Genomic DNA, 21417 nt, shown 5'->3' on the forward strand with positions numbered 1-21417 from the left:
TATCTGCCACCCCTGGCAAGTAAGATTAAGAGAGCTTTAACGGCTGCTCGGAAACGATGATGCCGTTGTTATCTGCATACAGCCACTGCCCGACCCGCAAGGTAACCCCTGCAAAGGTAACGGCAATATCACGTTGGCCTTCACCGTGTTTTTCGCTCTTTCTGGGGTGGCTACCCAGGGCCTGTACACCTAGTGGCAGGGTTGCCAAGATATCAACATCTCTCACGCAGCCGTACATCACAACGCCTGCCCAGCCATTTTGCGCGGCTTGCTCTGCCAGCATGTCGCCAAGCATTGCGCAGCGGTGAGAGCCGCCAGCATCCACTACCAGGACGGCACCTTCGCCGGGTTCGGCGACGGCTTGCTTGACCATGGAGTTATCTTCAAAACATTTGACCGTGCGGATTGGGCCATAAAAGCTATCGACGCCGCCGAAGTTGGCGAAAAGGGGTTCTAGTACATCTACCGCAGGGTAGGCGTCGCAGAGGTCAGGGGTAACCACTTGGGTTGTTGTCGTCATTGTCAGCTCCTGGGTTCACAGCATCATAAAAAACGCCCCTACCTCGTATAGAGAAGGGGCGTTCTGTCATCGGCTCAGCGAGGGGTTACCCTGGCTGCGATGTTGCGAGCATCGGCGATGGGTCGGTGCCACAGGCGATTAGGCCTCTTGGGCAACCGGAATCACGTTCGAGGCAATCTTTTGGTACTCCTCGATCTCGTGGAAGTTCATGTAACGATAGATTTCGCCTGCCATGGCGTCAAACTCGCCTACATAGCGCTGATATTCATCAACGGTAGGCAGGCGACCTTCAACAGCCGCAACGGCTGCTAGCTCCGCGGAGGCGAGGTAGACATTGGCACCATCGCCCAAACGGTTCGGGAAGTTACGCGTAGACGTAGACACCACGGTGCTCTTCGCCGCAACGCGTGCCTGGTTACCCATACACAGAGAACATCCCGGCATTTCCATGCGAGCGCCTGCACGGCCATAAATGCCGTAGTAACCCTCTTCGGTCAGCTGGTGCTGATCCATTTTGGTCGGCGGAGCGAGCCACAGACGGGTTTTCAGGCTGCCCGCAGGCTGTTTTTCAAGCAGTTTACCTGCCGCGCGGAAGTGACCAATGTTGGTCATGCACGAACCGATAAATACTTCGTCAATTTTCTCACCGGCAACTTCAGACAGCAGACGCGCGTCGTCTGGATCATTCGGTGCGCAGAGCACAGGCTCTTTGATTTCGCTAAGGTCAATTTCGATGACTTCAGCGTATTCGGCATCTTTATCGGCACGCATCAGGCTCGGGTTAGCAAGCCATGCCTCCATGCCTTCGATGCGGCGGCTGATGGTGCGTTCATCGCCGTAACCGTTGGCAATCATCCACTTCAGCAGGGTGATGTTGGAGTTCAGGTACTCCGTTACGCTCTCTTCGGACAGCGTAATCGTACAGCCAGCCGCGCTGCGCTCGGCAGAGGCGTCGGAAAGCTCGAAGGCCTGCTCAACGGTGAGATCTTCCAGACCTTCAATCTCAAGCACACGACCAGAGAAGGCGTTCTTCTTATTGGACTTCTCGACGGTCAGCAAGCCTTGCTTGATTGCATAGAGCGGAATGGCGTGAACCAAATCGCGCAGCGTGACGCCTTGCTGGCGTTTGCCTTTAAAGCGCACCAGTACCGATTCCGGCATATCCAGCGGCATAACGCCCGTCGCCGCAGCGAAAGCCACCAGGCCAGAGCCTGCCGGGAAGGAGATGCCCAGCGGGAAGCGGGTGTGTGAGTCACCACCGGTACCCACGGTATCCGGCAGCAGCATGCGGTTCAGCCAGCTGTGGATGATGCCGTCACCAGGGCGCAGCGAGACGCCGCCACGATTCATGATGAAGTCGGGCAGGGTGTGGTGAGTATCAACGTCTACCGGCTTGGGATACGCGGCCGTGTGACAGAAAGACTGCATGACCAGATCGGCTTGGAAGCCAAGGCAGGCCAGGTCTTTCAGCTCATCGCGGGTCATCGGGCCGGTAGTGTCTTGCGAGCCAACGGTGGTCATTTTCGGCTCGCAGTACATGCCGGGGCGAACACCGTCCATGCCGCATGCTTTACCTACCATTTTCTGCGCAAGCGTGAAGCCTTTGCCAGTATCGACGGGCTGATCAGGCAGGCGGAACACGTCGGAAGGCGCTAAGCCCAGTGAATCGCGAGCCTTGCCGGTCAGACCACGACCAATGATGAGCGGAATACGGCCACCGGCGCGTACTTCATCGAGAATCAGCTGAGTTTTTAGTGCGAAAGTGGTCAGTACTTCATCAGTACCGTGCTTGCACACTTTGCCTTCATAGGGGTAGACGTCAATCACGTCGCCCATTTCCAGCTTGGAAACGTCCATTTCTACCGGCAGTGCACCGGAGTCTTCCATCGTGTTGAAGAAGATCGGAGCGATTTTGCTGCCAAAGCAGAAGCCGCCAGCGCGCTTGTTCGGCACGTAGGGGATGTCGTCACCGAAGAACCACAGCACCGAGTTAGTCGCTGATTTACGTGAAGAGCCGGTACCTACCACGTCACCTACATAGGCAACCGGAAAGCCTTTGGCTTTGACGTCTTCGATCTGCTTGAGCGGGCCAGTGGTGCCTTGGACTTCAGGTTCAATGCCCTCGCGCTCGTTTTTGAGCATCGCGTTAGCATGCAGCGGAATGTCGGGGCGTGACCAAGCATCCGGTGCCGGAGAAAGGTCGTCGGTATTGGTTTCGCCGGGCACCTTGAAAACGGTCAGGGTGATTTTCTCTTCCAAGGCGGGCTTGGAAAGGAACCACTCGGCATCTGCCCAGGATTGAATAACGTCTTTGGCGACGGCGTTGCCGTTTTTGGCACGCTGTTCAACATCGTGGAAAGCGTCAAACATCAGCAGGGTGTGTTTTAGCTGCTCGCCAGCTTCGCGGGCCAGTTCTTCATTATCCAGTAGCTCCACCATGGAGACGATGTTGTAACCGCCTTGCATGGTACCTAGGAGTTTAACGGCATGAATTTTATCGATTAACGGAGAGCTGGCTTCTCCTTTGGCAATCGCGGTTAAAAAACCAGCTTTTACATAGGCGGCCTCATCAACACCGGGGGGAACGCGGTTGGTGATCAGGTCTAGGATGAATTCCTCTTCACCCGCCAGCGGCGCTTTCAATAGCTCAATTAAAGCAGCGACTTGCTCGGCGGTCAGGGGCTTGGGTGGGACGCCCTCTGTGGCGCGTTCCTCGACATGTTGGCGGTAAGCTTCAAGCACGTTGGGGCCCTCTCATCTTCTTAGTTATGACGAATGAATCATGACGAATCCGTGGTAACAAACGCCTGCCAGCACGGTGTGGGTGAGGCGTTCGACCACGTGACATACGCTTGACAAACTACGTCTGGTGGATGGGCTGGATTCTACGGGAAACTGTCGACAATGTTAAGAAGCCAAGTTAAGTGCCTGCTTGTACTTTATGTTGAGGCGCTGATACAGAGCTTCTTTCTCACGCCTTTTTTGAGTCATTAGGCCAAAAAGCTGAAAGTTTTTTACCTATCGGGGTATTTTGAGGTAAGCGCGGGTGTGATTATTGTTATGCCGCGTTACCATAGTCATACGATGAATTTGTTATTAAGTAATGATGTGAAGGGGTTTAGTGGGTGTGTGGAGCACCAAATAAACCGAGCTTATATATTAGCGATATGCTATATGAGAATTGAGGCGTGCTATTTAATAAGTGGCCTTCGGATAACTAGGGAACAAACGCCAATGGCGTTTATGTGTTGTACAATAGTGAGATAAACGCTTGGTAGCGGTATTATGTCTATACAATTAATGGCACTAAAAACAGCAGATCACTCCCTTCAAGCGGAAGATTTGCTACCAGAAAGCTTACATCAGTTTCTCGCCTGCCCCACGCCGGACGCCTGGCTTCAGTGGGCGCTGGCCAATCCTGACACGCTGCTGGTTGACCATGCGCAGTGTGAAAAGAAAGCCGCATCCACCGCGATGAGCCTGCTCTACCGCTATGTGGATCAGCCGCTTTTGTTGAGCAAAATGTCGCAGCTTGCCCGTGAGGAGCTCCTTCATTTTGAACAAGTGGTAGGGCTGATGGAGAAGCGTGGCGTGACATATCGCCATCTTACTGCTTCCCGCTATGCCGAAGGGTTACGTCAGCATCTACGAAGCAACGACCCTGAGCGCTTGATTGATGTGCTTATTATTGGCGGATTAATTGAGGCCCGTAGCTGTGAGCGCTTTGCTCGCCTGATCCCCTATCTCGATGAAGAACTGGCGAAATTTTACCGTACGCTGGTGAAGTCCGAGGGGCGTCATTTTGAAGATTATCTGTTGTTGGCGCGTCAACAGACCGCTGAGCCAATTGATGACCGTATTGCCTTCTTTATCGCACGTGAAGCGGAGTTGATTACCACTCCGGATACGGCTTTTCGTTTTCATAGCGGCGTGCCCGCCTAAGCCGCCGCTAGCCAAGGCAGGATGTGTATCATGCGCGATGCTCAACAGACCGACCAGCTGACCTTGTTTGGTCACTTCTCCTTAACACAGGGGGAGGATGTACTAACTCATTTCAGTTACGACAAAGTTAAAGCCCTGTTGGTATATCTTTTGTTGCATCGCCAGCCGGTAAATCGTGCTGCGCTGGCTGAGCTACTCTGGCCAGACCAGGGGCTCTCTTCTGGTCGCACCAACTTGCGTCACGCGTTGCACTGCCTGCGCCAGTCTATGGGTGACAATGCCGATCAAGTGCTCAACGTCTCGCGACAGACCATTGCATTTCATTTGCCGGCCCATTGGCAGGTAGATCTACACGAGTTACAGCAGCTGCTTGAGGGTCCAAAAGATTTAGACACTCTTGAAGCAGTGATGGCGTGTTATCGGGGCGATCTCATCGAAGAGCTGCAGTTGTCGAACTGTAGCGAGTTTCAGCGTTGGTTAGTTCAAGTGCGCAATGAGTGGCGTCAGCGCGTGATACGTTTTGCAGAACAAGTGCTTGAAGCGCATTCGGATACTCCTGATGACATGCTGGAAGGCCTAGTAAGTCGCTTTTCAGGCTATGGCCCTTTTCATGAGCGTTTGGTGCGACAGCTGGCTGAAAAGAACCAAATGGCTGCTGCTCATGAGCAGTACAACAGCTACCTACAGTTGCTGGCGCTATCGGGTCAGCAGCCTGAACCTAGCTTTTTGCAGTTGGCAAGCTACTGGTCAGATGGCCACCACGACCCCCGCGCTATGTCGCCGCAAGGGGCGTTTTCCCGTGCATTGGCAGCGGACAGTAAGCCACTGCGTGAGGATGAGATTGAGCTTCGCCAGCTATCGGTCATGGCGATTCGCTTGCGTTTAAAAGGTGATTGGCAGGATCGTGCGGCCACCCGTAACTGCCTAGCGCTTCAGCTTGAGCTTTTGCGCTGGTTAGAGCAGCAGTGCCACCATTTGGGTGGTTTTTGGCTGCCGGGCGCTACGGGTGGGCTTGGGCTTGCCTGCTTTGGCACCCACGGCCCGGCGCACCAGCTTGCAGAGCTGGTAGCGCTGTATGAGCACTGCCGTCAGGCGCTGCCTCAAGAGTCGCAGCGCCACTGGGCGGGAGAAGGGGAGGCCCCTTCATTTGAGCTGGCGGCGGGTTTAAACAGCGGTCGTGTGGTTTACCTCCCTGAGCGGCAGCTTGCTGACCCGCTTGGGCAGGTGACGCAGATCTCTCTTGAGTTAATGAGCGCTGCGGAAGGCAGTGAGCTGGTGATTTCTCAAGAAGCCAGTCAGCATATGCCGCCCGCGTTAGACTTGCAGCCGCGCTTGGTATCTCGCTTAGTGGCAAGCGACGGTCGGGTACGTTTGCGCGCTTTGGTGCTAGGCCAGAACGAAGGCGGGCGCGACGCGCTGCCGCCTAGTTTAGTCGGCCGAGAGACCTCGCTGCGTACCCTGCGTGATGCATTAGCGCGGGCAGGCATTGGTTTGCGGCAAAGCGTGTTAGTACGAGGCGCGTCTGGCATGGGTAAATCGGCACTGATGGTGGGTTTCCGCCAGCTTGAGCTCAGCCGAGATGCCGCTATTTGCTGGCTGCCCACAACGCGCCTATCCGTGTTAGAACCTTACGGCGTTGCCCGCTCTTTACTGGCGTGGCACTTTGGCACTAGCCCTACCCAGCAAGCGTTGCATGACTTGCAGGGATCGCTGGGAGACGCCGGGCTTGATGAGGCCCGCCAGCAGTTGTTGGAGGAGGCGCTAGGGGTAAGAGACGTTCAAGAGATTACTCAGCTAACCCAAAGCGGTGAAGCGGTCGAGCTGGTGGTGAAGTTGCTGCATCGTCTGATTGACCAGCGAGCGAGCGCTCAGACGCTGGTGCTAATGGTGGATGATCTGCAGTGGTTGGATGAACCCTCCTTTAAGGTATTAGCTGGCCTGCAGGCACGGCTGCCGATCAACACTGCCTTTATGCTTGTGGCAAGCCATCACGGCCGCGAAGCGTTGCCGGTGAAATTGCATTGGGACCAGCAAATTACCTTGGGCAAGCTGGATGCACTGCAGTCTTCTCGTCTGCTGTCGCAGCTGTCACGCCGTTACCGCATGCACTTGAGCCCTCGTCTGCGTAACCAAATTATTGAGCGCTGTGACGGGGTGCCGCTGTATATGCAGGAGATTTGCCGTCGGTTGGATATGGATCGCCGGGAAGGGCGTAGTGTCCAGTTCGATGAGCTGCCCAAAGGGCTGTTGGGCCTGCTGGCAAGCCGCATTGATCAGCTGGAAGGTGATCGTGAGATTGCCCATATCGCTGCCGTGCTGGGCAAGCGCTTCCGGCTCGATTTCTTAGCCGAGTGCAGCGGTTGGGAAAAAGTGCGGCTCTCCCAAGCAGTGGAACATATGCGGCTGCTGGAGATTATTGAGCCTGTCGATAAAGAGAGCGGTGAGCACGAGTACCAATTTAGCCATCAGCTGCTGCAAGAAGCGGCTTACCTCTCCTGCCCGCGTGATGTGCGGGTCAAGCTGCATCAGCAGGTAGTGACCCTGATTGAGGAGCGCTTTCCGGTTTGGATCAGCCGTCATCCGGGAGACTTCGCGACCCATCTGCGTCGCAGCGGTCATTATGCTCGTGGCGCCCGTTACTTTGAGCTGTCTGCCCGGGAAGCGTTAAAAGTCAGTGCTAACCGAACAGCACTGCGCATGGCCGATTTCGGCTTGGCGAGCTTGCGCCACGTTGAGCATGAGGTTGAGCGCGAGGTGAGCCTGTTAACCGTGCGAGGCCAGGCAGCGTTTGCGTTGGAGGGACACGGCTCGCCCACAGCACATGAAAGCTTTGTCCGCGCCCGTGAGCTGCTGCGTCAATCCGGCGGCGACACACCAGAAGATCCCGAAGATTTAGAACAAATCTTCTTAGTGAAATGGGGCCTGTGGGTAGGTCGCAGCCAGCGTTATGCCCACGCCGATGCCTTCGCATTAGCCTCTACGCTGGCCGATATTGCTGAGCGTTTAGAAGATCCTCGCTATCGCCGCTTGGCCGACTATGCCCGGGCGCACTGTGAATACTGGGCAGGGCGCATTCAGCAAGCTCACGATCATCTGGATGAAATTGACCCCTTAAATGCCCAAATGATGATTGAGTGGCTGCCGTTCTCGGATCATCCGCAAGTTACGGCGGCGTGCTTCCAGGGCTGGGCGCTCTGTTTGCGTGGCGACTATCAGCGCGCAGAGCGGCATGTCTCATCGGCCATTCGTCTTGCTGAAAAAATTGGCCATCCAGGAACGCTGGCCATGGCGTTGATGTTTGCTGCTGCGCTCTATCGCCAGTTGGGGCATGTGCATCTCGCTGCACGTCACGCGGAGCGTGCGGCTGCTATGACTGGAACGCCTGACCTTCAGCTGTGGCAGATATCTGCCCAAGGAGTGTTGGGCTGGCAAAGGGCCATGTCGGGGGATCATGCGGGTTTGGTGCAGCTAAGGGACAGCCTGGATCAAATGGCCGAGCTGAATGGGCGAGATCGTTTCCAGCGCCCCGTTCTATGGTATTCAGATGCCTGTATTGAACTCGGCGAGTTAAAGGCGGCTGAGGACTATCTGGACCAGTGTCTGTTGATTGCTCGAGAGCGCACGACGCTATTCTTACCGGAGCTTGCTACCCAGCTTGCCCGCGTGCGCGATTTGCTCGGGCATCCTGCGGGTGAAGTGAAAGCGTTGGCTGAGATGGCGATTCATCAGTCCCGCGAGCATGGCAACCGCCATCAAGAGTTGGCAGCGCTTGAGCTGTGGTTGACGCGCATTGCGCCCCATGACCAGCAGGCGAAAGAGGCGTTTCGCCGTCTGTTGAGTGAAGTCAGCCACAGCGATGCACCGGTACTTGTACGCTGGGTTAGCCTGCTGGACCGCCGGCTTCCTCAGTCAATGAGTGTCGAGAACGAAGCGTAACGCCTAGCGCGTGCTCTCTTCGAGCCACGACAGTGTGGCGAGTGCCTCATCCCGGTGCTCGCCACACACCGTGACGTCAAAGTTAAATTGCTCACATACCCGAGGCCTTTCGGGGCTACCAAACAGCAAACATAAATAGTTGGCATCAAGCTGCACACAGCGAACGCCTGCGGGTTTACCGTTAGGCATGCCCGGTATCGGCGATGTGATAGAGGGCGCGATACAGCAAGCGCCACAGCCTGTTCGGCATGCGGCGCTATTGTCTCGGGCGATTAGCTCGCTCATGGTGTCACGTGAGCGGTCGCGCCTTTATTGATTCCCTCAAAGGCGTGTACGTGAGTGGCGCTGCCTGTTTGCTTCGTAATTTGCTCGGCCAACCACAGGGCAATGTTTTCTACCGTGGTGGGCTTTTGCAATACGCTGCAACGCTCGGATGGCAAGGTGATGGAAAAGCGACCCTGGGCAGCCTCGTAGCGGCAGGTAAGCTGCGACTCGGTATGCTCAGCAATATCGTCTGCTTCAAGTAAATAGCGGTTATCTAACCATGCTCCCCACTGCTGCTCTAGCAGGGGTTGCCTCAGCTGTGCCTGGTAAATATGCAGGCGAGAGCGATGCCCGTGGGCGATGCGCTGACAATTCCCCGCGTGGCGCTTTAAGCCATGGCTGTAGCCGTAGGCGGCGCCGCTAATATTTTCATCGCTCAGTGTGAGCATTACTCTTTCAACGTTGGCTGGGCGCTGTTCGGTCAACTGTTCGCTTAGGTGTTGGGTAACGCGCTCCAGGGTAATCGACTCCCAGGGCAGCAGGGTGAAGGCTTGTGCCGGTCCGCGAACTTCCATCACATAGGGCGTAGCGGTTCGAATACACAGGCCTTCATCGCATTCGCTGACCTCAACGCCAGGCGCTTGAGTGGGCACTAGCAGCGTATGATCCAACCCGTTATCCAACGTACGTTTAATCCAGGGTTTCACTTCGCCGAAGTCAAACAGCATACCGTCATCGCCGAGCTCGCCTTCCAGCAGGGCATCTACCTGCCAGCTGCAGCCTACAAGACCGCGGGTAGAGCACCACAGCGATACATCAATATGGGTTAGGTGATTTACAAATAGTGCCATTACTCAAATCCTGCGATTTTGTGCGTTTGCAGTGACAGTCGCCACTGAGGATTGGCCATGCAGTATTCAGTGGTGGCTTTAACCGTTGACTCACTGTCGCTGGCAATGCTCGTTGGCGCGATGGCACTGCGGTCCATCGGCTGTAAAAAAAAGTGGCTAAAGGCGAGGTTGGCAAACTGCTCTGGCGGGGCATCGGCCTGAGGAAACACCAGTTTGAGCTCATCGCCTTGGGTAATTACCAGCGGGTTGTTGCTCTTAGGACTCACGCAGAGCCAATCAATACCGGCTGGGGCGGGCACCGTCCCATTAGTTTCTACGGCCACTTCAAAGCCTTCGCTGTGGAGCATGGCTATCAGCGCGGTATCGAGTTGCAGCAGCGGCTCACCGCCGGTAAACACTACGTACGGTACTGCCTTTTTAGCCTCTTTCGGCCAAAGCGCTTTAATGTGATTAGCCAGCGCCTGGGCCGTGTGGAAGCGGCCGCCATTCACGCCGTCAGTGCCGATAAAGTCGGTGTCACAAAACGTGCATTTTGCGTTTGCGCGGTCTGCTTCTCGCCCTGACCACAGATTGCAGCCTGTAAAGCGACAGAAGACGCTGGCGCGGCCTGCCTGTGCGCCCTCGCCCTGCAGTGTGTAGAAAGCTTCTTTCACGTGATACATCAGCGCGTCACCTGTGCGGTATCGATCGCGTAGTCGAGAGGATCTGCATAGTTGTTAGCCGCAAACGCAGCCAGCCGCTCTCGGCAGCTTCCGCACTGCCCGCAGGCAAGCTCTCGGCCTTCATAGCAGGTCCAGGTCTGACGATAGTCCAACCCCATGGCGAGCCCATCGCGCAAAATGTCGGCTTTGCTGGTGTGCAGGTAGGGGGCATGCAGGGCCACCGGCTCAAAATTGGCAATGCCTGCCACATGGTTCATGGCGTCTACAAATTCGGGGCGGCAGTCGGGATATAAGATGTGATCGCCGCCATGGGCACCATAATCCACGCGCTCTGCGCCAATATTGACGGCTTTGGCGATCGCGAGCGAGAGCAGGATCATATTGCGATTAGGGACGACGGTGGCGCTGAGGTTGTTGGCGTCGTAGTCGCCGGTGGGCATGTCGATGGCGCTATTCGTGAGCGCTGAGTTATCGATCAAGCCATGGATCGCGCGAATATCGACCACTTGATGGGGGATATCGAGCGAGGCGCAGACGTCGCGAGCGACGTCTAGCTCCCGGCGGTGGCGCTGGCCGTAATCGAAAGAGAGGGCGTGGACGTCTAGCCCTTCCTTGATGGCTTTGTGTAGAACAGTAAAGGAGTCCATGCCGCCTGAATAAATCACGACGGTGGCTGACGCTGCTGCGCCAGTATGTGGAGTAGGTGACATACAGGGTACTCATCATCGGAGAATTTATGGTGTGCTTGCTATAAGTGCAAGACAGTGTTCCGGGGTCCGGTCCGGAAGGGCGGCAGTTTACGCAATACCGGTGGATCTGACCAGCGCCCGCCAAGACGAGCAGCGTTTTTCATTCGGTGTGTGGGTGGCTGATTGCCATGTTAAGCTATCGGCTCTAGCCGTTAAGGACCCACTTATGGCCACTATAGAACATAGCGAAATTGTCAGAGCGTCCCCGGAGCGGGTGTTTGACCTACTGCGTCGAGTAGAGGATTTTGCCGACTATTCGGATCTGATTCGCTCCATTGATAGCCTTGGGGAGAACCGCTACCGCTGGCACGTAAGGGCGGTGGGAATGGATTGGGCATTTGATGTGGCGGTGACTGAAATTTCACCGCCACATGTGCTGGCTTGGGAGTCTCTGGAAGGGGTAAAAAACCAGGGCCGCTACCAGCTTCGTGCGGTGCCCGAAGGCACGGAAGTAGCGCTAACGCTGCAGTACGATATTCGCAATCGGTTAATGGAAAAGGCGGTCAATAAGGCGGCAAAACCGCTGGTGGGGAAAGTTAGCCGGCAAATTCTAGAGCGTGTTGAAGCGCGTTTGAATGCTTAAGTGATCACTCCATGCTTGGTGCTGCCAGCAGTCACGGTATTGCTGTTGGCTAGCGCTTGGTATCCGCGCCGCCTGGAAGCGGCGCGTCAGTTGTACTCCTTGCGGTGAATGTTTTACGACGCTTTGTGCATCGAGGCGTCAAGATGATCGACGACTTCAGCCCAGTCGGCGTCTTCCTCCACGGCTTCTTTTAGAAAGTCGGCTTGGCCTTCATTCCAGCAGGGAGCATCTGCTAACGGCATCTCTTTGGGCAACGGTGAGTGGCGTTGAATAAAGCGCTCAATGGATTCAGCATCTGAGCGCAAGCCTAGCTGCTCAAAAAGTTCGCTAAAGTGATGTACCGGTTGATCCATAAGTGGCTTCCTATCCTGAATGTGGTGAATACGCGTTGAGGGCGTTGTTTAACCATAGCGGGAATAAGACACTCTGCCAGTAAGTGACTGGCTCGTTGATTTAACGCTCTCCCACCAGCGCCGTTAAAAAACGACGGCGCTGATCCTCTAAGGGGATGGGTTGCGCAATAAGGTGCACGAGCTTGGTATAGGCGGCCTCAGGGGTCATGTCATCGCCAGACAGCACGCCGGCATCGGTGAGCCCGTGGCCGGCCGCATAAGTGCCCATATGCACACTGCCTTGTGGGCATTGGCTAATGGCGGCGATGAGTTTGCCTTCACCGCTTGCCTTGGCAATCACCGCTAGCAGTTCAGGGTTGTCCGGTAAATTGCCCGCGCCCCATAGCTGCAGTAGGGCACCTTTAACGCTGGTGTGGTTAAGCCAAGCCTCTAATTGCCAGGCTGCCATGCCGGGCCACAGAGTAATCCGCACCACTTCTCCATGAGCGACAGGCTGATAGTCCACCAGTTCAAAGCGCGGCGCACCGCGCTGTTGGTAAGCTAAACCGCGGCTGGGATACAGGATAAAATCGTCGCCAACGCGCTCTCCCAACAGCGGATAGCTAGGGGAGGAAAATGCTTCGACGGCCTCGCTATGCTGTTTGATCGCGCGGGTGCCCCGCAGCAGGCGACTGGCAAAATAGATGGCCACTTCTTGCAGTTCTGGGTTAGCAGCGAACCGCAACGCGCCGTGTAGATTCTCCAATGCATCGCTATCAGGAGCCTCCAAAGGTGTCATGGCGCCTGTTAGGACAACCGGCCTGTCTAATCCCTGCAGTTGATAAGCCAGGCTGGCGGCAGTCCAGCTCAGTGTGTCGGTCCCATGAATCACAACAAAGCCGCGATAATTAGTAAAACGCTCGGCGATGTCGCTGGCCAACTGCTGCCATGTGAGCGGTGTCGCAGCGCTGGAATCAATCAGTGGCGCATAGCTAATCACATCATAGGCTGGCAGGGATTGCTGAAGCCGAACGGGGAGTTGAGTGAGCGCAGCTGCCAAGCGTGGAGAAAACTCACCGGCTGGCGCTAGGCCGTTAGCATGGGGCTGCATGCCAATGGTGCCGCCCGTGTAAATCACCAGCAACCGCTCTTGGCTGAGTTGCGCGTCTGCAAGGAGAGGAGCTTGGCTCATTGCTGTGTCCTGTTGAAAGCTGAAAATTATTATCGAGGAAGCATAAGTTATTGATGACGTGATTGTTATCGATGGTGCACGCGTAGCTGGCCGCTGTGGTCATCAAGCTGTCTTTTGCGCCCTGCAAAGAGTGCAAAGCCGCAGCAAATAGCGATCAGGCTAATCAGTAGCCAAGCAATATGCACGGTGGTGGCCCCCGCTTGTAGCATCAAGCCAACACCAAATGGGCCGAGGGCTGCTAGCGTATAGCCACCGCCCTGTACTAAGCCAGATAGCTGGCCTGCCAAACGCTCATTGGCGGTGCGCAAAACCAATAGGCTTAAGGCTAGGCTGAAACTGCCGCCTTGACCTAGCCCCAGTAGGACTGCCCCTGGCCAACGCCAAGTCAATGGTGCGATTAACAGTAGTGCAAGCCCCATGGCTGTAGACGCTAGCACCAGTAGTAGGGCTGGCCGCTGATCTTTAGACAGTCGCGCTATCCATGGGGCGCTCAGGGCTGACGCAAGCTGACACATAATAGAAACGGCCATCGTCCAGCCTGCCGTGGCTTCATTATAGCCGCGCTCAATCAGTAGGGTGGGCAGCCAGCCAAAGACGATATACGCCATGGACGATTGAATACCCATAAAGAGCATGACTTGCCAAGTCAGTGGTTGTCCTAACAGAGACCACAACGGAGGCCCGGTAGGCCGAGAAAGGGCCGGTTTAGGCGTTGGCGCGGGGGCGTAGCACATCCACACGGCTAATGTGGTTAGCGCGAGCAGCGACCAGCTCGCCAAGCTGGCTTGCCAGCCGCCTAGCCATTGCATTAAAGGAACGCTAAACCCTGCGCCGAGTGCGCCGCCCAGGCACAATGCCATGGTATACAGCCCGGTAAGCACATCCGCATTTTGCGGCAGTTCGCGCTTGACCAGCGCAGGTAACAGCGTACCCGCCAGGCCTATCGCGCTGCCCGCCATAGCGGTGCCTAAATACAGTACGCCAGGTAAAGGCAGCGTGCGTAATAGTAAGCCGCTGGAAAGTAATAGCAGCGCAGCGCTTAAGGCTCGTTCGCTGCCTATCCGATGGCCGATCATGGGCGCTAACGGGGCGGTTAAACCCAGAAATAGCACCGGAAGTGTCGTCAGCAGTCCTGCTGCCTGGGCGGTCAGCCCGGCATTTTCCTGTAATCGGCTTAAGAGAGGGGCCACCGATGACATAGCAGGGCGTAGATTTAGCCCTACCATGAACATCAGCAGAATAAAGCGACAAGCGTGGCGTGAGACCATGACGCGGCGTTTATTTTAAGTAAGGGCGAAGGTCGCCGCGGACCGCATCTAGCAGGGTGATGAAGTGATAATCTTGCGGGGTATCCAAGCAATCTACCCGCACCTGAGTGCGCATGCCTTTATTGATATCCAGCTTGTCGTAAATTTCAAGCGTCAGCTTACTGGCAGGCTTATCACCCAAGGCGATAATGCCATCTTCAAGGGTGAAGGTTTCCAGCAGCGTGACTCGGACGCGTGTGCTGTTGCCTTCGCTGAGCACGCGGCGCACAAATAGCCAGCCTTCACAAGGAAGAGAGGCGTTATCACGCTCCCGTAAAAATAGCGTGCGATAGCAAGCACCCTCGTTGGATGCTTTTTCAGCCATGCTACGATAGGCCTGTAAGACCTGATTGGCTGAGGCGCGGGCGTCCTCTAGGCGTTGAGAGATACCTTGATGCTCGCGGCTGAGTTGCTCCTGACGCTGAAAAGTCAGCCATTGGCGATAATCTGCCATGAGTTGTGAAGACGCCATAGTCACTCCATGAATTAATTCAGCAAAACCGCCGGAATAGGCGAGGCGATACCTTCGCATATTCCGGACGCTCGGGCTAGCGGCGGGTGCGGCGGCGACGCTCACCGCCTGCATTCGCGGCCTGGCTGTCAGGCTTACGGTTCGCGCGTGGCTGACGCTGGCCACGGCGGCCATTCTCAATGGGTTCCGGCTTGGCATTGGGGTCGGGTTCGAAGCCCGGCTCAATATGTTTGGGCAGCGTTTGATTAATCAAGCGCTCGATGTTTTTGAGTAGTCCGTGCTCATCAACGCACACCAGAGACACCGCTTCCCCATTGCTACCTGCGCGACCCGTACGCCCAATACGGTGGACGTAATCTTCTGCTACGTTAGGCAGGTCAAAATTCACTACGTGGGGTAGTTCGTTGATATCCAGGCCGCGCGCAGCGATATCGGTGGCTACCAGCACCTGCAGGTCACCGCTTTTGAAAGCGCCCAGCGCCCGCGTGCGCGCACCTTGGCTTTTATTGCCGTGAATCGCCATGGCAGGAATATCCTGCTTGGAGAGCTGTTCGGCTAACCGGTTAGCGCCATGCTTGGTGCGAGTAAATACCAGCACCTGAAACCAGTTGTGGCGCAGGATCAGGTGAGCGAGTAGCTCACGCTTCTTATCACGGTCTACGCGGTAAATGGCTTGCTCAATTTTCTCTGCGGTTGTGTTCCGCGGAGCTACTTCGATCAAAGCAGGGTTATTCAGTAATTGCTGTGCCAGCGTTTGAATCTCGTTGGAGAAAGTCGCTGAAAACAGCAGGTTTTGCCGCTGCTTAGGGACGAGACGCAATAGCCGTTTAATATCGTGAATAAAGCCCATGTCTAGCATGCGGTCAGCTTCATCCAGTACCAAAATTTCAATGGCGGATAGGTCTACGTGGCCCTGCTGATGAAGGTCCAACAAGCGCCCTGGGGTTGCCACTAACACATCCAATCCTGCTTTTAATGCGTCTACTTGTGGCTGCTGGCCAACGCCACCAAAAATAATATGCGAACGCAGCGAGAGATGTTGACCGTAGGCCGCGACGCTCTCACCCACCTGAGCGGCCAGTTCACGTGTTGGGGTTAGTACTAAAGCGCGAACCTGGCGCTTGCCTGGGCGCTTGCCATTAGCCAAGCGCTGGAGCATAGGCAGCGTAAAGCCTGCGGTTTTACCCGTGCCGGTTTGTGCGCTGGCAAGAAGGTCGCGACCCTCAAGAACGACGGGGATGGCCTGTTGTTGAATAGGGGTAGGCTGTGTGTAGCCCTGCGCTATTACGGCGCGCAATAAATCGTCGTGCAGACCAAGATCAGAAAAGCTCATGCGTTCTCCGCAGTCGCATAGCAATCGGCGCCACTAGCTGGGCGGCGTCACTAGGCGTAATGTTCAAAAAGCGAGGATTGGTAGACCGTCGCGGCAGCGAAGTTTGCCAGATTACTTGCTGTGCCGCGACGGGCATTTATATGTCTTGCTATGCCGTACAGGCGTAGCAAGAGGTGACGGGGTAGCGCTGACAATAAAGTCGTCTTATGGCGCAGAGTGTAACACGAAAGTCTCACACCAGCGCTGCCCTCTAACGATCGCTTGGTAGGGTTATGGGCAGCATTAGAAGTAGTCGCCTTGGCGAAGCTGTTGTGCAATTTGTGAAGCAACACTCTTCCAGCTATCCCCTAACGAGCGCACGAGGGCAGGGTAGCCATCCTGCTCAAGGGTGGTTTCTGCGGTGAAGCTTTTGAGAGCAAGCATCTCGCCCTCGGCATTTCTTAGTTGCCATTGGCCGTTGGCTACCGCAACGCCATCGTAGCGGCCTTGAAACTGATCAATGTCTATCGACAGAGTGATGGCTTCAGGATTATTGCCCTCAGCCCGTACTACTTGCACGTCGGGCAGCTGCGTAGCCAGTTCGGCGCGCAGGGCACGCTCAAGCTGGCGCCCAATTCCCTCTGCCCACTGGTGCTCTCGGGCTTCATTTAATGTGATGTCATCTAACTGCATCACAATCCCATCGACATCCAAATAGTGCGCCAAGCGGGGCGCGCGCACCTGCAGGGTATCCTGCGCATTGCTGGGGGCGCTCACGGCCGGGCTTGCAGGCAGCATGTAGCGCGCTGGCGGGGAAACGCTGCTAGCGCAGGCTGAGAGCAGCATGCTTAGGCTGATGAAGAGCAACAGTGACGGTAATCTGCGTAACATAAAGTCTATCCTTATCAACGGGGTGCGCGAGGAACTGGGTCCTGCGTTTCCAGGTTATCAAACAGCAGCGCACGCGGATTTTCATTCAACGTCCGGGTGAGGGGCTGAAGGTCGCGCATTAACCGATCCAATCGTTCAATGGCACCGGTGAGCTCTTGATACGCCGGTGAGGAAGGCGAGACGCCTTGCAGCGTGCTGCGTAGCTCTTCCAATGTGCCGTTGAGGTTACCGCCAATGGCTTGGGTTTCCGGGTCGTTCAGCAGCTGATTGATAGAGGCGCTCACTTCTCGAACCTCATTTAATACGCTTTCTGAAGCTTGTAAGTTGCGGTCCAGACCTGCTAGCAGCGGCTCCACTTCGAGTGAATTTAACTTTTCAAGCAGGCTAGTGACCTGTGCCTGAATCTGAGCAAAACCGCCGGCGACGGTCGGGAAAACAGTGCGATCGGAGAACGTTTCGGCTATGTAGTCATCGGCGAGATCGCGCTGAAAGTTAAGATCCACAAAGAGCGCTCCCGTCAGCAAGCTGCCGTTTTTAAGCGATGCTCGAAGGCCTAGGCCGAACATGCGCTTAAAGCGACCATCCCACTCTTCTAGATCAATGTCGGTATTTTCAATGCCTAAGCGTTGGGGCTCGATGCGAATGAGGACTGGGATAGCGAACCGTGAACGGGAGTCAGGCTGAGGCGCGGTAAAATTCCACGGCACCGCCGCAACGGTGCCAATGCGAACGCCGCGAAACTCCACCGGCGCGCCTTTTGACAGGCCGCGAACGGTATCATCCACTAACAGCACGTATTCCAGGTAGCGATTAAAGGTGCCTTCTCGTGCGGTATCTTCATCGGCATAGAGGTTAAAGCGTGAGTTGGCCTCCACCGGCTTGCCCATAGGAAGGTCTTCAGGCACACCGAAGGTAACGCCGCCACCCAGCAAGGCTTCTAAAGACTCGACATTGACCCTTACACCATCGGCATCTAAGCGAAAATCAACGCCGCTGGCAGTCCAAAAGCGCGTGCTGTCGGTGACCAGCTGAGCATAAGGCTCTTCAATAAACACTTGGTGATGCATGGTGCGTGTTTCAGCATCAAAGCGGGTGTCCTCTACGCGGCCTACCGTATAGCCCTGGTAGGACACAGGGTCGCCAATGCGCTGTGAATTGCCTAGCTGGCTGACAAGGTTGATCTGTAGCCCTGCCTGCCCCGCGGGCGCGACAGGCGGAACATCGCTCACTTCAAACTCGCGCTGAGGCTCATCCGACTGCCCTGGTTCTAGCTGAATGTAAGCACCTGATAAAACGGTGCCTAGGCCGCTGATACCCTCGCGGCCAATACGCGGCTTCACCACCCAAAATCGGCTGTCTTCACGGAGCATGGCTTCGGCTTCGGGTTGGATGCGAGCCATCATCACCGCATGGGAAAGATCATCAGACAAGCGGACGCTTTGCACTCTGCCAATTTCCACATTGCGGCTACGAATGAGGGTGCTTCCCGCTTCGATGCCTTCTGCGCTATTCATGGTGAGGGTCACCATGGTGCCTCTGCTTGAGTAATTATCGTACACCAGCCACATGCCAATAATGACGGCCACCAAAGGGACTATCCAGATAGGCGATAGCCGCGTTTGTGGCGACGATTTTGCTTTGTGCAGTTCGCTGTTGTCGTTTGAGGTGTTCTGAGGCGTCGAATCGTTAGCCATCAACAGGTTCCTTGGTGGCCGTTTTACGGCGAAGAGGGCGTGGAGTATGGGTATCCCAGATCAATCGAGGATCAAACATCATGGCGGCCAGCATGGTGAGCACGACCACCGCGCCAAACGCGAGTGCGGCAGGGCCGGGGGTAATCGACATTAATGAACCTGCGCGGATGAGGGCGACCAAAATGGCAACGACAAATACGTCAACCATTGACCAGCGTCCAATAAATTCAGTTAATCGATAAAGCCGAGTGCGGCTTTGAGCGTTGAGTTCATTGCTACGCTTGATCATCAGACATAGCCAAGCAAGTGCCACCAGTTTGCCGACGGGCACAATCACGCTAGCAATGAAAATGACGGCTGCCACTGGCCAAGAGCCCATTTGTATTAGCTGCACGACCCCGCCAATAATGGTGGAGGGCGTTGAGTTGCCCAGACTCGTGGTGGTCATAATAGGGTAAAGATTCGCAGGGATGTACATGATGCTGGCCGCAAACAGCAGTGCCCAGGTGCGTTGTAAGCTGTGAGGGAGGCGCTTATGGAGTTTTTCATGGCAGCGGAGGCAGCGTTCTTTACTGTGCTGCGTGCCATGGTGCATGCGGTTAACTAAGCCACAGGTGGGGCAGCCAGTGACATGTTGGCTAGCGGCGGTAGTGCCCGTGAGAGTGCCTTCAGGCGCTAGGGGTTCTCCCTCAAGTGAGAACCACATCCAGTCGGCATCAATGGATTGCACCGTCATGAGTAACAGTATTGCAAAAGCGCAAAATGCCCAGAAGGAAATGCCCAGCTCAATTTGGGCGATGCCCGCCACTTTAATTAGGCTTACCAATGCGCCAATGATAAATACATCGGCCATCATCCATGGGGCGAGGTGTGCCAGTGAGCGAGCAATATCACGGCTAAAGGGCATGGGGCGAGATCGCAATAAGCCAAACTGGAGCCAGACAACGCCCACAAGGTAAACAGCGGGCAGTACGACAATGGTCATCATCACCGCAATGGCCACCACGGGCTGGTGAAATGCAATCAGCGTGGTGGCGGTTTGCGATAAATCAATGCGATTGCCAACGCCGCTTACGCTGAAGCTCACAAAAGGAAACGAGATCGCGACAAGGAGGGCCATTAAGGAGGCCAACGCCAGCGCCATGCTGCGCTGGGCAGGGTAGCGATGGCGCTTTACTAACACATGCGAGCAGCGTGGGCAGGTAGCTTTTTCGCCAGAATTAAGCGGTGGCAGTGCAGAAACCCAGTCACACTCATGGCACGCACGAAGGCGCCTTCGCTGGGTGCGAGTCTCAGGGGGGAAGCAGTCGACCTGGGGAGTGTTGACCGGTAGCGATGGCCGCTTCATAAAAGGGTAATGGGGCAACAGCAGGCTCTCTGTACATAATGCAGACGATGAGGCATCGCGTGTGTCAGCCTAGTTAATCTGATAACCACTTGTAAACAGCACTTGACCGAACACTTTAGTTAGACAAGGATGCAGCCGCGATAGTGCCTAACATTATGACATTAAGGAACCGAAATGTTACTTGCCTTTCTTGCTGTGGTCGCAGGACTTGTCCTGCTCATTTGGAGTGCTGAAAAATTTATTGATGGCGCCGCGGCAACATCCCGTTGGCTGGGGTTGTCACCGATTCTGATCGGCATGTTAGTCATCGGTTTTGGTACCTCCGCACCTGAAATGATGGTGTCGGTACTGGCGGCGATGCAGGGCAATCCTGGTTTGGCGGTCGGCAATGCTTACGGTTCTAACATCGCCAATATCGGTTTAGTGCTCGGTTTTATCGCGCTCATGGCCCCGCTCGCGGTGCATTCCAGCGTGATTCGCAAGGAAATGCCGCTGCTGGTGGTGGTGATGTTGGTCACGGGATATATGCTTTTGGATGGGTGGGTATCTCGCATTGAGGCTGTACTGCTGCTAATCGGCCTGATGGTATTTATTGCCGTCAGCATCATTCGCTCCCGTAGCCAGCAAGATGACCCGTTGACGGCTGAGGTGACCGAAAGTTTGGACAGCAAGCCAATGTCTCGAGGTAAGTCCATCATGTGGACTGTGATTGGCTTGGTGCTGCTTATTGCAAGTTCCCGGTTGCTGGTATGGGGTGCCGTTGAGATTGCAGTCGGTTTCGGTGTCAGTGACTTAATTATTGGCCTGACCGTAGTGGCGGTAGGTACATCGCTACCTGAGCTTGCTTCTTCTATTAGCGCGCTGCGCCGTAATGAGCACGATATGGTGCTAGGTAACGTAGTAGGCTCTAACTTATTCAACAGCATGGCCGTAGTGGGCCTGGCGGGTGTCATCGCGCCTATTGAGGCTGGCCGAGAGGTGCTGGTGCGTGACTGGAGCGTTATGACCTTTATGACATTGATGATGGTGCTGTTCGCGTTCTCCTGGCGTGGTCGCCCGCGTCGCATCAACCGCATTGAAGGTGGTGTTCTGTTCGCCATGTTTATTGCGTATACCGGCTATATGGTCAGTATTGTCGTGATGTCCTAGGTACCGTTTTTCTACTATGGCGGGTTTGCCTGATAAGTGTGCGTCAATGCGACACAGCTTTTCAGGCAAACTATCGCTGTATAACGGTAGTCGAAGCGTTAAACTACAAAACATGTAAAGAATAAGCTTAGTGCTTATAACTAAAATGCAGCGCCATTAAGGCTCAACTAAGCTTGTGACACCCATTGATGGGATACTAATCCAGGTCTTAGG

The 21417-nt window shown here is 55.4% G+C and carries 18 protein-coding genes; 4 read left to right on the plus strand and 14 right to left on the minus strand.

Annotated features, from left to right (window positions below; translation table 11 throughout):
- Positions 1-25 precede the first annotated feature (25 nt).
- Complete coding sequence (gene rraA / locus R0J87_RS15990) at positions 26-520, minus strand: ribonuclease E activity regulator RraA (protein WP_498887389.1); 495 nt, start codon at positions 518-520, stop codon at positions 26-28.
- 138 nt (positions 521-658) lie between these two features.
- On the minus strand, positions 659-3262 hold the full coding sequence (gene acnB, locus R0J87_RS15995) for a bifunctional aconitate hydratase 2/2-methylisocitrate dehydratase (RefSeq protein ID WP_404466143.1): 2604 nt from the start codon (positions 3260-3262) through the stop codon (positions 659-661).
- Between the two features lie 543 nt (positions 3263-3805).
- Here acnB and R0J87_RS16000 point away from each other — a divergent pair.
- The gene (locus R0J87_RS16000; RefSeq protein WP_404345597.1) at positions 3806-4462 is read left to right on the plus strand and encodes a MiaE family protein; all 657 of its coding nucleotides are present in this window, start codon (positions 3806-3808) and stop codon (positions 4460-4462) included.
- A 30-nt stretch (positions 4463-4492) separates the two neighbouring features.
- Positions 4493-8398 carry an ATP-binding protein gene (locus R0J87_RS16005; protein WP_498887391.1) on the plus strand — a complete coding sequence of 1302 codons (3906 nt, stop codon included), beginning with the start codon at positions 4493-4495 and terminating at the stop codon, positions 8396-8398.
- A 3-nt stretch (positions 8399-8401) separates the two neighbouring features.
- Here the strand turns inward: R0J87_RS16005 and R0J87_RS16010 are convergent, their stop codons facing one another.
- The 4 genes from R0J87_RS16010 to queC are packed head-to-tail and all read right to left on the minus strand — an operon-like array spanning position 8402 to position 10885.
- Positions 8402-8683 carry a YkgJ family cysteine cluster protein gene (locus R0J87_RS16010; RefSeq protein ID WP_498887393.1) on the minus strand — a complete coding sequence of 94 codons (282 nt, stop codon included), beginning with the start codon at positions 8681-8683 and terminating at the stop codon, positions 8402-8404.
- Positions 8680-9513, minus strand: a complete 834-nt coding sequence (locus R0J87_RS16015; protein WP_498887395.1) for a 6-carboxytetrahydropterin synthase — start codon at positions 9511-9513, stop codon at positions 8680-8682. Before R0J87_RS16015 ends, R0J87_RS16010 begins: the two co-directional genes overlap by 4 nt.
- Positions 9513-10175 carry a 7-carboxy-7-deazaguanine synthase gene (gene queE / locus R0J87_RS16020; protein WP_498887397.1) on the minus strand — a complete coding sequence of 221 codons (663 nt, stop codon included), beginning with the start codon at positions 10173-10175 and terminating at the stop codon, positions 9513-9515. The genes R0J87_RS16015 and queE overlap by 1 nt, the downstream gene beginning before the upstream one ends.
- Complete coding sequence (gene queC, locus R0J87_RS16025; RefSeq protein WP_498887398.1) at positions 10175-10885, minus strand: 7-cyano-7-deazaguanine synthase QueC; 711 nt, start codon at positions 10883-10885, stop codon at positions 10175-10177. Before queC ends, queE begins: the two co-directional genes overlap by 1 nt.
- Before the next feature lie 205 nt (positions 10886-11090).
- Between queC and R0J87_RS16030 the strand changes: the two genes are divergently transcribed.
- Complete coding sequence (locus R0J87_RS16030; RefSeq protein ID WP_404345603.1) at positions 11091-11507, plus strand: SRPBCC family protein; 417 nt, start codon at positions 11091-11093, stop codon at positions 11505-11507.
- A gap of 113 nt (positions 11508-11620) precedes the next feature.
- Here the strand turns inward: R0J87_RS16030 and R0J87_RS16035 are convergent, their stop codons facing one another.
- The 8 genes from R0J87_RS16035 to R0J87_RS16070 all read right to left on the minus strand — a co-directional run bounded on the left by R0J87_RS16035 (position 11621) and on the right by R0J87_RS16070 (position 20055).
- A complete protein-coding gene (locus R0J87_RS16035; protein WP_404345604.1) occupies positions 11621-11860 on the minus strand; it encodes a DUF2789 domain-containing protein in 240 nt (79 codons plus the stop codon).
- Positions 11861-11960: 100 nt separating this feature from the next.
- Positions 11961-13031 carry an asparaginase gene (locus tag R0J87_RS16040; protein WP_498887400.1) on the minus strand — a complete coding sequence of 357 codons (1071 nt, stop codon included), beginning with the start codon at positions 13029-13031 and terminating at the stop codon, positions 11961-11963.
- 65 nt (positions 13032-13096) lie between these two features.
- Entirely contained in the window at positions 13097-14299 is a 1203-nt protein-coding gene (locus R0J87_RS16045; RefSeq protein WP_498887402.1) for an MFS transporter, read from the minus strand.
- Between the two features lie 10 nt (positions 14300-14309).
- A complete protein-coding gene (locus R0J87_RS16050; protein WP_404345607.1) occupies positions 14310-14810 on the minus strand; it encodes a hypothetical protein in 501 nt (166 codons plus the stop codon).
- Between the two features lie 76 nt (positions 14811-14886).
- Complete coding sequence (locus R0J87_RS16055) at positions 14887-16143, minus strand: DEAD/DEAH box helicase (protein WP_404466151.1); 1257 nt, start codon at positions 16141-16143, stop codon at positions 14887-14889.
- 282 nt (positions 16144-16425) lie between these two features.
- A complete protein-coding gene (locus tag R0J87_RS16060) occupies positions 16426-17013 on the minus strand; it encodes a PqiC family protein (RefSeq protein WP_498887404.1) in 588 nt (195 codons plus the stop codon).
- 14 nt (positions 17014-17027) lie between these two features.
- Entirely contained in the window at positions 17028-18707 is a 1680-nt protein-coding gene (gene pqiB, locus R0J87_RS16065; RefSeq protein ID WP_498887406.1) for an intermembrane transport protein PqiB, read from the minus strand.
- Positions 18700-20055, minus strand: coding sequence for a PqiA/YebS family transporter subunit (locus R0J87_RS16070; protein WP_498887418.1), 1356 nt, complete (start codon positions 20053-20055; stop codon positions 18700-18702). The genes pqiB and R0J87_RS16070 overlap by 8 nt, the downstream gene beginning before the upstream one ends.
- Before the next feature lie 174 nt (positions 20056-20229).
- Between R0J87_RS16070 and R0J87_RS16075 the strand changes: the two genes are divergently transcribed.
- Positions 20230-21204, plus strand: a complete 975-nt coding sequence (locus R0J87_RS16075) for a calcium/sodium antiporter (RefSeq protein ID WP_498887407.1) — start codon at positions 20230-20232, stop codon at positions 21202-21204.
- Positions 21205-21417: the final 213 nt, after the last annotated feature.

It is taken from the genome of Halomonas sp. SIMBA_159 (genome assembly GCF_046536035.1).
Classification (GTDB): Bacteria; Pseudomonadota; Gammaproteobacteria; order Pseudomonadales; family Halomonadaceae; genus Vreelandella; species Vreelandella venusta_A.